The 11,727-nt window shown below is 72.3% G+C and carries 9 protein-coding genes and 1 pseudogene; 3 read left to right on the forward strand and 7 right to left on the reverse strand.

What is annotated here, in order from left to right; translation table 11 throughout:
- The 5 genes and pseudogenes from MMR14E_RS27445 to MMR14E_RS27465 form a co-directional block, all read right to left on the reverse strand.
- Nucleotides 1-266: pseudogene (locus MMR14E_RS27445) on the reverse strand (hypothetical protein); the annotation flags it as partial.
- 187 nt (nucleotides 267-453) lie between these two features.
- On the reverse strand, nucleotides 454-1,794 hold the full coding sequence (locus MMR14E_RS27450) for an AmpG family muropeptide MFS transporter (protein ID WP_331318722.1): 1,341 nt from the start codon (nucleotides 1,792-1,794) through the stop codon (nucleotides 454-456).
- Between the two features lie 59 nt (nucleotides 1,795-1,853).
- Nucleotides 1,854-5,450 carry a transcription-repair coupling factor gene (gene mfd / locus MMR14E_RS27455; RefSeq protein ID WP_331318724.1) on the reverse strand — a complete coding sequence of 1,199 codons (3,597 nt, stop codon included), beginning with the start codon at nucleotides 5,448-5,450 and terminating at the stop codon, nucleotides 1,854-1,856.
- Nucleotides 5,451-5,849: 399 nt separating this feature from the next.
- Nucleotides 5,850-6,080, reverse strand: a complete 231-nt coding sequence (locus MMR14E_RS27460; RefSeq protein WP_192709131.1) for a hypothetical protein — start codon at nucleotides 6,078-6,080, stop codon at nucleotides 5,850-5,852.
- A gap of 25 nt (nucleotides 6,081-6,105) precedes the next feature.
- The gene (locus MMR14E_RS27465) at nucleotides 6,106-6,402 is read right to left on the reverse strand and encodes a succinate dehydrogenase assembly factor 2 (RefSeq protein ID WP_331318728.1); all 297 of its coding nucleotides are present in this window, start codon (nucleotides 6,400-6,402) and stop codon (nucleotides 6,106-6,108) included.
- A gap of 190 nt (nucleotides 6,403-6,592) precedes the next feature.
- Between MMR14E_RS27465 and MMR14E_RS27470 the strand changes: the two genes are divergently transcribed.
- From MMR14E_RS27470 to MMR14E_RS27480, 3 genes are all read left to right on the forward strand, one after another.
- Complete coding sequence (locus MMR14E_RS27470; protein WP_331318730.1) at nucleotides 6,593-7,570, forward strand: quinone oxidoreductase; 978 nt, start codon at nucleotides 6,593-6,595, stop codon at nucleotides 7,568-7,570.
- 9 nt (nucleotides 7,571-7,579) lie between these two features.
- On the forward strand, nucleotides 7,580-8,206 hold the full coding sequence (gene pncA, locus MMR14E_RS27475) for a bifunctional nicotinamidase/pyrazinamidase (protein WP_331318732.1): 627 nt from the start codon (nucleotides 7,580-7,582) through the stop codon (nucleotides 8,204-8,206).
- Nucleotides 8,207-8,305: 99 nt separating this feature from the next.
- The gene (locus MMR14E_RS27480) at nucleotides 8,306-8,506 is read left to right on the forward strand and encodes a hypothetical protein (RefSeq protein WP_020093291.1); all 201 of its coding nucleotides are present in this window, start codon (nucleotides 8,306-8,308) and stop codon (nucleotides 8,504-8,506) included.
- 428 nt (nucleotides 8,507-8,934) lie between these two features.
- Here the strand turns inward: MMR14E_RS27480 and dinB are convergent, their stop codons facing one another.
- The gene (gene dinB / locus MMR14E_RS27485; protein ID WP_331318733.1) at nucleotides 8,935-10,017 is read right to left on the reverse strand and encodes a DNA polymerase IV; all 1,083 of its coding nucleotides are present in this window, start codon (nucleotides 10,015-10,017) and stop codon (nucleotides 8,935-8,937) included.
- 206 nt (nucleotides 10,018-10,223) lie between these two features.
- Complete coding sequence (rimO, locus tag MMR14E_RS27490; protein ID WP_331318735.1) at nucleotides 10,224-11,570, reverse strand: 30S ribosomal protein S12 methylthiotransferase RimO; 1,347 nt, start codon at nucleotides 11,568-11,570, stop codon at nucleotides 10,224-10,226.
- Nucleotides 11,571-11,727 lie beyond the last annotated feature (157 nt).

The raw sequence follows: 11,727 nt of genomic DNA on the forward strand, positions 1-11,727 counted from the left end.
TCGGTCTCGGCCTCGGGGCGGGCCGGCCCCTGCGGGTGGCTGAACACGGCCCAGCCGGCGAGGCTCACGCCGGTGAGGGCGATGAGCGCCGTCAGCCGGGCGCGGCGCCGGGCGCGCCGCATGGCGCTCGGGTAGGGCGCCCGGGTGCGGACGACCGGATCGTAGGCGGTCTCGACGTAGGTGGGGCGCGGGGGCGCCGGTCGCCGGGGTTCCGCGCTCGGATACACGGTCTGGAACGCGGCGAGGGACAACGCAGCCTGGGCCATTCGGGAACTCGCGTACGCGCTTCCCCTGGGCAGCCGGCGCCGTTCGCCCGCGAGAGCCGTTCTCGCGCACGTGGTCCGGGTCGCCCGTCTGGGGAGGACATCAACCGTCCACCCCATTAAGCCGCGGTGTGGTTAATCCCCGCTAAAGGGACAGTTTCCGCGCGCGTTCCCGTGTTGGGACACAGCCTCAGGTCGCCGATCCGGGGGCCTCCGCCGGAACCTCCATCGGCCCGTGCCGGCGCGCGACCAGCAGGCAGAGCAGGGCCACCGGCACGCCGATGAGCGACGTGCCGACGAAGAACCACGCGAAGCCCGTCCACTCGATCACGAAGCCCGAGAACCCGGCGAGCAGGCTGCCGGGCAGGGCGCAGAGCGAGGTCAGCAGGGCGTACTGGCTCGCCGCGTGGGCGGTCGCCGAGAGCCGCGACATGTAGGTGATCAGCACGATCGACGCGAAGGCGTAGGCGAAGCCGTCGATCCCGACGGTCAGCGCGAAGGTCCAGAACGCCGCCCCGCCGTGGCCGCCGTGCCAGGCGAGGTAGGCCAGCGCGAGGTGCGAGGCCGAGGCCGTCACGGTGCCGATCAGCAGGCTCGCCATCATGCCGATCCGCGGGATGATGGCGCTCGCCAGGAAGGTGCCGCCGAGCGCGATCCAGAAGCCGAACAGCTTGGTCACGGTGGCGATGTCGGTGTTCGAGTAGCCGAGCGTCTTGAACAGCGGGATCGCCATGGCGTTCGAGACGTAGCCGGGCATCCGGAAGCCCGCGACCAGCGCCAGCACCGGCAGGGCGAGCGGCCCGAGCCGGGCGAGGAGGTCGCGGATCGGCGCCCAGACGGTCTCGACGAAGCCGCCGGTGGCGGGCGTCGCGGGGGCGGGAGGTTCGGGGGCCAGCAGCGCCGCGACCGTGCCGGGGGCCATCAGGGCGGCCATGCACAGGTAGGCGGCGCGCCAGCCATACGCGTCAGAGAGGTAGAGGGCGCCGGCCCCCGCCGCGAGGTTGCCGACCCGGTAGCCGATCTCCGACCAGGACGACATCAGCGCCTGCTGCTCGGCGGGCGCGGCGGTGATGCGCCAGCCGTCGATCACCACGTCCTGGGTGGCGCCCGCGACGCCGAGCGCCAGGGAGAACGCCACCGTCCAGGCGAGCCAGTGGGCCGGGTCGCCGAAGGCGACGCCCGCGAGCGCCAGTGCCACCAGGATCTGCGTGGCGACGATCCAGCCCCGGCGCCGCCCGAGCCAGCGGCCCAGCAGCGGCGCGTCGTGCCGGTCGAGGAAGGGGGCCCAGAGGAACTTGAGCTTGTAGGCGATGGTGAGCTCGCTCATCAGCCCGATTGTGGCGAGCGGCACCTTCGCCTGGACGAGCCACGCCGACTGGGTCGCGTAGACGAGCAGGAACGGGATGCCCTGCGCGAAGCCGAGCCCGAGCACCGCGGCGACGCGCCGGTCGGTGAACAGGGGCGTGAGGAAGGCGCCCGGCGCGGCCTTCACCGGCTCGGGCGCGCCGGTGATCGGCGCCGGGTTTGCCATCCACGCGTCTCCTCACGCCGCCCCTCAGGATGAGGGGTCTTGCCGGGGCGCAGCGCCCCTCACGCCGCCTTCTTCGCCCGCTCGGCGATCTTCACGAGGCTGCGCAGCACCTCGGTGGCGGTCTTGAGCCGCGCCGGGACGGTGGTCAGCTCGCGCACGAACACGACGCTCATGTCGGGCCGCACCTTCGCGAACGAGGCCTGCTCGGCCACGTACGCCACCAGCCCCTGCGGGTTGGCGTAGGACTTGTCGCGGAAATGGACCACCACGCCCTTCGGCCCGGCCTCGACCTTCTCGACGTTGGCCTTGAGGCAGAGGATCTTGATCGTGCCGATCTTGAGGAGCTGCTCCACCTCCGGCGGCAGCGGCCCGAACCGGTCGATGAGTTCCGCCCCGAAGCTCTCCATCTCGGCATCGTCCTGGATGGTGGCGAGCCGCCGGTAGAGGGCGAGCCGGACGCCCAGATCCTCGACGTAATCCTCGGGGATCGTCACGGGTGCGCCCAGCGCGATGGTCGGCGACCACGCCTCCTCGGGCACGTCCTCGATGCCGGCCTTGAGCGCCGTGACGGCGTCCTCCAGCATCTGCTGGTAGAGTTCGTAGCCGACCTCCTTGATGTGGCCGGACTGCGCGTCGCCGAGCAGGTTGCCGGCGCCGCGGATGTCGAGGTCGTGGGAGGCGAGCTGGAAGCCCGCGCCCAGCGTGTCGAGGCTCTGGAGCACCTTGAGGCGCTGCTCGGCCTGGGCGGTGAGCTGGCGGTTCGCCGGGGTCGTGAACAGCGCGTAGGCCCGCGCCTTCGATCGCCCGACCCGGCCGCGCAGCTGGTAGAGCTGGGCCAGCCCGAACATGTCGGCCCGGTGGACGATCAGCGTGTTGGCGGTGGGGATGTCGAGGCCCGATTCCACGATCGTGGTCGAGAGCAGCACGTCGAACTTGCCCTCGTAGAAGGCCGTCATCACGTCCTCGAGCTGGCCCGCCGCCATCTGGCCGTGGGCGACCGCGACCTTGATCTCGGGCATCTCGGCGTCGAGGAACTTTTTGACTTCCGCCAGATCCTCGATCCTGGGCACGACGTAGAAGGACTGGCCGCCGCGGTAGCGCTCGCGCAGCAGCGCCTCCCGGATGGTCAGCGGGTCGAACGGCGTCACGAAGGTGCGCACCACCAGCCGGTCGACCGGCGGCGTGGCGATGATCGAGAGCTCGCGCACCCCCGTCATGGCGAGCTGGAGCGTGCGCGGGATCGGCGTCGCCGACAGCGTCAGCACGTGGACGTCGGCCTGGAGCGCCTTCAGCCGCTCCTTGTGGGCGACGCCGAAATGCTGCTCCTCGTCCACGATGATCAGGCCGAGATCCTTGAAGGCGATGTTCTTCGCCAAGAGCGCGTGCGTGCCGACCACGATGTCGACCGTGCCGGCGGCGAGCCCTGCCCGGGTCTGCTTCATCTCCGCCGCGGAGGCGAAGCGGGAGAGCTGCGCCACCTGGACCGGCAGCCCCTTGAAGCGCTCCGCGAAGGTCCGGAAGTGCTGGCGGGCGAGCAGGGTGGTCGGGACGATCACCGCCACCTGCTTGCCGGAGATCGCCGCCGCGAAGGCGGCGCGCAGCGCCACCTCGGTCTTGCCGAAGCCGACATCGCCGCAGACCAGCCGGTCCATCGGCCGGCCGGCGTTGAGGTCGTCCAGCACCGCGTCGATGGCGTTGGCCTGATCCTCGGTCTCCTCGAACGGGAAGCGGGCGGCGAACTCGCCGTAGAGCCCCTCCGGCGCCTTGAGGGCCGGGGCCTTGCGGACGAAGCGCTGGGCCGCGACCTTGATCAGCTCGCCCGCCATCTCGAGGATGCGGCGCTTCATCTTGGCCTTGCGGGCCTGCCACGCGCCGCCGCCGAGCCGGTCGAGGGCGACCTCGGCATCCTCCGAGCCGTAGCGGGTCAGGAGCTCGATGTTCTCCACCGGCAGGAGCAGGAGGCCCCCGGTGTATTGCAGCTCCAGGCAATCGTGCGGGGCGCCGGCCGCGTGGATCGTCTTGAGCCCGACGAACCGGCCGATGCCGTGGTCGGCATGGACCACGATGTCGCCGGGCTGGAGCGCCTGCACCTCCAGGATCACGTCCTGGGGCCGCTTGGCCTTGCGCTTCTGGCGGACCAGCCGGTCGCCCAGGATGTCGCCCTCGGAGACGACGGCGAGCTCGCCCGCGGTGAAGCCCGCCTCCAGGCCCCAGACCGCCACCGCCGCGTCGGTGCCGCGCTTCAGCGCGTAGACATCGGTGAGCCGGGTGATCGCCACGGGCTTCTTCAGGCCGTGATCGGTGAGCACGCCGCAGAGCCGGTCGCGGGAGCCGTCGGACCACGCGCCCAGGATCACGTGATGACCGGATCCCTGGAGGTCGCGGATATGCGCCACCGCGGCGTCGAACACGCTGGTGTTCTCGTCGGCCCGCTCGGGGGCGAAGCTCCGTCCGGCCTTGGCGCCGCAATCGATGACCGCGCGCTCCGAAGATTCGGGCTGCGCGAAGGGGGTCAGCCGCGCCACGGTGGCGGTGGCGATCCGCTCCTTCAGCTCGTTCGGCATCAGGTACAGGGCGCGGGGCGGCAGCGGCTTGTAGGGGGCGACGCCGGCCTGCGGCGTCTTCATCGCGCCCTCACGGGCCTGGTAATAGTCTTGGACGAGGCTGATCCGCTCGGCGGCGGCATCCTCCACCTGCGGGTCGAAGACCAGCGGCACGCCGCCGAGATAGTCGAACAGCGTGTCGAGGTGGTCGTAGAACAGCGGCATCCAGTGCTCGAGGCCGGCGTAGCGCCGCCCCTCGCTCACCGTCTCGTAAAGCCGGTCGTCCCGCGTCGCCGCGCCGAAGCTCTGGATGTAGTTCTGGCGGAAGCGCCGGATCGTCTCGGTGGTGAGCTGGACCTCGCTCATCGGCATCAGGTCGAGGGAGCGGAGCTGACCGGTGGTGCGCTGCGTCTCCGGGTCGAAGGCGCGGATCGATTCCAGCGTGTCGCCGAAGAAGTCGAGGCGGATCGGCGCCGGCAGGCCCGGGGGCGACAGGTCGAGGATGCCGCCGCGGACGGCGTACTCGCCGGTGTCGCGCACCGTCCCGGTGCGCAGGAAGCCGTTGGCCTCGACCCAGGCCACCACGTCGTCCATCGACACGACGTTGCCGATCGCCGCCGAGAACGCCTCCTTGGCGATGTGGGCGCGGGGTGGGACCCGCTGCACCAGGGCGTTGACCGTGGTGCAGAGGATGCGCGGCCTGTCCTCGGCCGAGCGGGTCCGGGCGAGGCGGGCGAGCGCCGTCATCCGGGCGGCGGCGACCGCGGTGGTCGGCGAGACCCGGTCGTAGGGCTGGCAGTCCCAGGCCGGCAGGCTCATCACGTCCATCTCGGGCGCGACGAAGCCGAGCGCCGCCTGGAACGCCGCCGAGCGCCCGGAATCGCGCGCCACGTGGACCAGCACCGCCGGCGCGTCGACGGTGGGCGCCAGGGCGCGGGCGAGGTCGGCGAGCGCCAGCGCGTCGAAGCCCTCCGGGGCGTTCGCCAGGACCGGGCTGTCGCCGCGCTTCAGGGCGTCGATGGCCCGGGCGAGCGCGGAGGATTTCGGCAGCGCGAAGCGCGCGACCTGCGGCTTGGCGGCGGGGGCGGGGGGCTTCGGCTGAGGCTTGGCCATCGGGTCTTTCGCGGGAAATCCCGCCGGGCGCGTCAGGGGAGGAGGTCGGGTGGCGTTAGCCGATCGGGCCGCCGCGATAAAGCGTCCCCGCGGTCACGGCCGAACGCACCCTATATGGCGGTTCTGCCGCGGCATGGAACGGCTGTTCGGCCGCGCTTCGGGGACACGCATGGCCCGGCCCAGAGCACCTTGGGTATCAGCCTCTCCCAGGGCGGAAGAGACGGCCCCATCGTCTCTGCGAGCGCAGCGAAGCAATCCAGCAGCGCCGCACCTTCGGACGTCGCGCTGCCCTGGGTCACGTCGCTGCGCTCGTGATGACGGAGCGGGCCGCATCGGCCGAGCGCTCCGATCGGATGCGACGGAAGCCCGCGGCTTACGCCTACGCCCCTCGGGCGCCCCTCACGCATCCGGCCCGACGATCTCCGCCAGCGCCGCCTCGACCCGGCCGCGGAAGAAGTCCGCGTTGGGCATGGGCTCGGTCATCGCGGCGGCGCGCGCCGTCGCCTGCCGCAGGATCTCGGCGCGCAGCGCCGGATCGGAGCGCTCCATCATCTCCAGCATGATGCGCACCACCAGCTCGGTGGCGATCGACCGGGCCGGGTGGTCGTAGTTGGGCTTGGGCTCGTCCATCGCGGGCTCTCTCGACCGGTCGCTCTCAGGAGTGGATCGGCGCGTCGTGCCGGTGGAACGCCCGCACCCGCCGCCAGACCGACGTGTCGTAGTTCGAGGGCGTCTCGACCTCGCCGGTCAGCCACTTGAACAGGTCGCGGTCCGGCACCTCGATCAGCGCCTCGAACTGGTCGAGCTCCGCCTCCGAGAGCTCGCCGATCTCGGCATCGGCGAAGCGGCCCATGATCAGGTCCATCTCGCGGATGCCCCGGTGCCAGGCGCGGTAGAGGAGGCGGCGGCGGCGCGGATCGAGGTCGGCGCTCGTGCGGGTGGTGCCGGACATGGATGTCGGACCTCGGCTCAGGGAATGGCAGGGCCTAGATAGGCGCCCGGGACCGGCGGATCCAGAACGGGGCCGCGGCCGGGCGGGTTACAACCGGCGGGCGAGGGGCCAAAAACGAATTGCCTCCGGCGGGCGGTCCGTTATCTCGGGCTGCAACGCCCCGGACGGGGCGGCGAGCGGGAGTCCAACGATGCCGAAGGCGATCCGGGTCTACGAGTACGGCGGTCCCGAGGTGATGCGCTTCGAGGACGTGCCCCTGGCCGAGCCGGGCCCCGGGCAGATCCGGGTCAGGCAGGCGGCCATCGGCGTCAACTTCATCGACATCTACTTCCGCACCGGCGCCTACAAGTCCCCGCACATGCCCTACACCCCCGGCAAGGAGGGTGCCGGCACCGTCACGGCGGTGGGCGAGGGCGTCACCCAGTTCAAGCCCGGCGACCGGGTCGCCTACGGCTCGGTGGCGGACGGCTGCTACGCCGAGGAGCCGGTGATCCCGGCCTCCGCGGCCGTGCCGATCCCCGACGGCGTCGACGAGAAGACCGCCGCCGCCATGATGCTCAAGGGCCTCACCGTCGAGTACCTGCTGCACCGGACCTACGCGGTGAAGCCCGGCGACACGATCCTGTGGCAGGCGGCCGCCGGCGGCGTCGGCCTGATCGCCTGCCAGTGGGCCAAGCACCTCGGCGCCACCGTGATCGGCACCGCCGGCAGCCCCGAGAAGGCGGAACTCGCCAAGCGGAACGGCTGCGACCACGTCATCCTCTACCGCGAGGAGGACGTGGCCAAGCGCGTGCGCGAGATCACCGGCGGCAAGGGCGTGCCGGTGGTCTACGACGGCGTCGGGCAGGCGACCCTGATGGGCTCGCTGGACAGCCTCGCGCCGCTCGGCCTGCTGGCGAGCTTCGGCTCGGCCTCCGGGGCGATCACCGGGCTCGACCTCGGCCTGCTCGCCCCGCGCGGCTCGCTCTACGTGACCCGCCCGACGCTCGCGACCTTCTCGTCGAACCGCGCCACCCTGGAGGAGGCGGCCGCCCGCCTGTTCAAGGTGGTCCGCGACGGCGCGGTGAAGATCGCCGTCAACGCCACCTACCCGCTGGCCGAGGCGCAGCAGGTGCACCGCGACCTCGCGGGCCGGGAGACCACCGGCTCGACCGTGATGCTGCCGTAGGGACCGGCCGTGACGCCCGGCAGCGCCGACCTGCTCCTCGTCGTCGACGTGCAGGTCGACTTCCTGCCGGGCGGGGCGCTCCCCGTCCCGGGGGGCGACGCGGTGATCGGCCCGATCAACGACCTCCAGCACCGCTTCCGGCACGTGGTGCTGATGCAGGACTGGCATCCGGCGGACCACGTCTCCTTCGCCGAGACCCATCCGGGGCGGGCCCCGTTCGAGACCGTGGCGCTGCCCTACGGTCCGCAGGTGCTGTGGCCGCGCCACTGCGTCCAGGGCAGCCCGGGCGCAGCCTTCGCGCCGGGCCTCGCCACCGACCGGGCGAGCCTGGTGGTCCGGAAGGGGCTGGATCCCCGGGTTGACAGCTACTCGGCCTTCCTGGAGGCCGACCGGGCCACGCGCACCGGCCTCGCGGGGGCGCTCCGGGAGCGCGGCATCGCCCGCGTCGCCGTGTGCGGCCTCGCAACCGATTTCTGCGTCGCCTGGAGCGCGCTCGACGCGCGCGACGCGGGGTTCGACGTCTGGGTGGTGGAGGATGCCGTGCGCGGGATCGACGTGGACGGATCCCTCGCGCAGGCCTGGGCGGAGATGGAGGCGGCGGGCGTCCGCCGGATCGCGGCGGCGGAGATCGGCTGAGGCGCTGCGGTGACCGGGAGGCGAACCGCCGCACGCCGCGCGGGAGACCGTCCCCGCCCCGGTGCGTTGGCCCGACATCAGCATCCGACAGGAGCCCGCATGTCGTCCAAGCACCCGAAGACCGACACCCCGACCGACGCCGACCTCAAGGGCAATCCCGGGATCGGCACCTCGAAGGGCATGAGCGGCGCCGACCCGGCGGATCTGCAGGCGGATTCGACCTTCGAGGGCGACGTGGACAACGAGACGAAGCTCGACGGCGGCATCGACCCGGACCACCGGCCGCGCAAGAACGCGTGACCGAGAACGTGTGACCGGATGCCCGGGCCGGCGCGGCCCGGGCCGATCTCAGCGACTGCGCGCCGGCGCCTTCGGCCGCCGCGGAGCGGGGGCTGCGGGCNGGGCCCGGCGCTCGGGCCGCCTGCCGGAACGTAGATCTGGGCCGGGCTCGCGGTGTAGCCGCGCAGCTGAGCCGCGTCGGCGGCCCCGAAAGCGGATGTGCCGTCGGCGCGGGCGGCGGCCGCCGCGAGGACCGGGAGAAGCGCGGCGGCCAGGGCCAGGAGGGCGTACTTCGGCATGGGCAGGGTCCTCGTGCGCGCGCGGGCTCGAACAACCCCGATCCGTGCCGGATCGCTCCGCTCCGGGACCGATCTCACCTGCCCGACGTGCGGAACCGCACAGGCGCCGTGCCGCGCCTGACCGAGCGGGCGCTTGCCCCGGAGGCCGCGTCAGAGCGCCAGCCCGAGCTGGAGCGGCGCCTCGGGCGCGTCCTGCGCGAAGCCCGACAGCGACACCCCGATCAGCCGCGCGCTGCGCCGCAGGGGGAACAGGCCGGCGAGCAGGTCGAGGCCGATCCGCTCCAGCCCCGCCCGGTCGGCGACGGGGACGGGCAGCGACCGCGCCCGGGTGACCTGGGCGAAATCCGAGAACTTGAGCTTCAGGGTCACGGTCCGGGCGCGCATGCCCTTGGCGTCGGCCCCCGCCCAGACCTTGTCGAACAGCGGCGCCAGCCGGGCGGCCAGGACCTCGAAGGCGGCCGTGTCGTCCGAGAAGGTGGTCTCCGCCCCGATCGACTTGCGCACCCGGTGGGCGCGGACCGGCCGCGCGTCGATCCCGCGGGCAACCGCGTGGTAGTAGGCGCCCGCGGAGCCGAAGGTCTCGCGCAGGCGCTCCGGCGTCCAGGCGCGCAGATCCGCCCCGGTCTCGATCCCGAGCCGCTTCATCCTCGCCTCGGTGACCGGGCCGACGCCGTGGAACCGGCCGATCGGCAGCGCGGCCACGAAGTCCGGCCCCATGGCGGGGGTGATGACGAACAGGGCGTCGGGCTTGCGGTGGTCGGACGCCACCTTGGCGAGGAACTTGTTGTACGAGACCCCGGCCGAGGCGATCAGGCCAGTGCGCTCCAGGATCTCGGCCCGGATCGCCTTCGCCACGGCCGTCGCCGTCGGCAGCCCCAGGAGGTTCTCGGTGACGTCGAGATAGGCCTCGTCCAGGGCCACCGGCTCGATGATGGCCGTGTGCCGGGCGAAGACCGCCCGGATCTCCTCGGAGACTGCCCGGTAGACCTCGAAGCGCGGCTTCACGAACAGCAGGTCCGGGCACAGCCGCCGCGCGGTGGCCGACGGCATGGCCGAGCGGACGCCGAATCTGCGCGCCTCGTAGCTCGCCGCCGCCACGACGCCGCGCTCCCGGGAGCCGCCCACCGCCAGCGGCCGGCCGCGCAGGGCGGGGTCGTCGCGCTGCTCCACGGAAGCGTAGAACGCGTCCATGTCGATGTGGATGATTTTTCGGAGCGCGACCTCCGGATCCATCGCCGCCTCGGAGATCCGCCCTCGGTTCCTGCTCTGTTCTGAATGAGCGCGGCGGGGCAGCGGGGTCAAGGCGTGTCGGACAGGGCTCAACAGGAGTCCGGCCCACGCCCGTCGTCGCGAGCGCAGCGAAGCGACCCAGGCAACGCGATGTCCGTGAGCGTAGCCAGCCGGGTGGCTTCGCTGCGCTCGCGACGACGGGGTTCGCCTTACGCCACGCTGCCGTACAGGTCGTAGGCCTCGGCCCGGTCGATCTTCACCGTGACGATGTCGCCGACCCGGACCGGGCGCCGGAAGGCGGCGTGGACGGTGCCGTCGATCTCCGGCGCGTCGGCCTTGGACCGGCCCCGCGCGACCCCGCCCTCGACGGAATCGACGATGATCGGCAGCCGCCTGCCGACCTTGGCCCGCTGGAGCCGGAGCGCGATGCCGTTCTGGGTCTCCATGAACCGGCGCTTGCGCTCGGCCTTCACGGCCGGGGGCACGAGGTCGCCGAGCGCGTTGGCGGTGGCGCCCGCCACCGGCTCGTACTCGAAGCAGCCGACCCGATCGAGCTTGGCCTCCTGCAGCCAGGCCAGCAACTCCTCGAACTCGGCCTCGGTCTCGCCGGGGAAGCCGACGATGAAGGTCGAGCGGATCGCCAGCTCCGGGCAGATCTGCCGCCAGCTCCGGATCCGGTCGAGCTGGCGCTCCTGGTTGCCGGGGCGGCGCATGCGCTTGAGCACCGAGGGGCTCGCGTGCTGGAGCGGCATGTCGAGATAGGGGAGCACCTTGCCCTCGGCCATCAGCGGGATGACCTCGTCCACGTGCGGGTAGGGGTAGACGTAGTGCAGCCGCACCCAGGCCCCGAGTGCGCCGAGTTCCTTGGTGAGATCGTAGAACTTCGCGCGGACCTGACGGTCCTGCCACGGGCTCTCAGCGTAGCGGATGTCGACGCCGTAGGCGCTGGTGTCCTGGCTGACGACCAGCAGCTCCTTCACGCCGGCCTTCACGAGCTTCTCGGCCTCGCGCAGCACGTCCGCCGCCGGGCGGCTGACGAGGTTCCCGCGCAACGATGGGATGATGCAGAAGCTGCAGCGGTTGCTGCACCCCTCCGAGATCTTCAGGTAGGCGTAGTGGCGCGGGGTGAGCTTGATCCCCTGCGGCGGCACGAGGTCGAGGAACGGGTCGTGGGCCGGCGGCACCGCCTCGTGGACGGCCGCCACCACCGACTCGTAGGCCTGCGGCCCGGTCACCGCCAGGAGGTCGGGGTATTTTTCGCGGATCTCCTCCGGCTGCGCGCCCATGCAGCCCGTGACGATGACCCGTCCGTTCTCCGCCATGGCCTCGCCGATCGCCGAGAGCGACTCCGCCTTGGCCGAGTCGAGGAAGCCGCAGGTGTTGACGATCACCACGTCGGCGCCGTCGTGCCGGCGGGCCAGCTCGTAGCCCTCCGCGCGCAGGTGGGTGAGGATCCGCTCGGAATCGACCAGCGCCTTCGGACAGCCCAGCGAGACGAACGAGATCTTCGGGGCCGAGGCCTTCGGGGCGGATGGGGGAAGGGAGGTGGCAGTCATGGGCGCATTCGACGGGTCGGACGCCACCCGCGCGCGTGGCCGGTGAGACAGCCACACGGAGCGCGAGGACGAGAATTCGGAATCCCGCTCCTATAGCGGTTCCAGGCCGCCCGCGCGAGGCCGGCAGCCGCAGGGGTGGCCAGCCGCGACCGCGAGG

Origin of the sequence: Methylobacterium mesophilicum (assembly GCF_036441335.1) — a bacterium.
Taxonomy (GTDB): Bacteria; Pseudomonadota; Alphaproteobacteria; order Rhizobiales; family Beijerinckiaceae; genus Methylobacterium; species Methylobacterium mesophilicum_B.

Excerpts from the sequence above, each read along its gene's own strand:
- MMR14E_RS27465 (WP_331318728.1), bottom strand. The coding sequence starts at position 6,402 with ATGTCCGGCACCACCCGCACGAGCGCCGACCTCGATCCGCGCCGCCGC.
- mfd (WP_331318724.1), bottom strand. The coding sequence starts at position 5,450 with ATGGCCAAGCCTCAGCCGAAGCCCCCCGCCCCCGCCGCCAAGCCGCAG.
- MMR14E_RS27450 (WP_331318722.1), bottom strand. The coding sequence starts at position 1,794 with ATGGCAAACCCGGCGCCGATCACCGGCGCGCCCGAGCCGGTGAAGGCC.
- MMR14E_RS27480 (WP_020093291.1), top strand. The coding sequence starts at position 8,306 with ATGTCGTCCAAGCACCCGAAGACCGACACCCCGACCGACGCCGACCTC.
- rimO (WP_331318735.1), bottom strand. The coding sequence starts at position 11,570 with ATGACTGCCACCTCCCTTCCCCCATCCGCCCCGAAGGCCTCGGCCCCG.
- MMR14E_RS27460 (WP_192709131.1), bottom strand. The coding sequence starts at position 6,080 with ATGGACGAGCCCAAGCCCAACTACGACCACCCGGCCCGGTCGATCGCC.
- MMR14E_RS27470 (WP_331318730.1), top strand. The coding sequence starts at position 6,593 with ATGCCGAAGGCGATCCGGGTCTACGAGTACGGCGGTCCCGAGGTGATG.
- dinB (WP_331318733.1), bottom strand. The coding sequence starts at position 10,017 with ATGGATCCGGAGGTCGCGCTCCGAAAAATCATCCACATCGACATGGAC.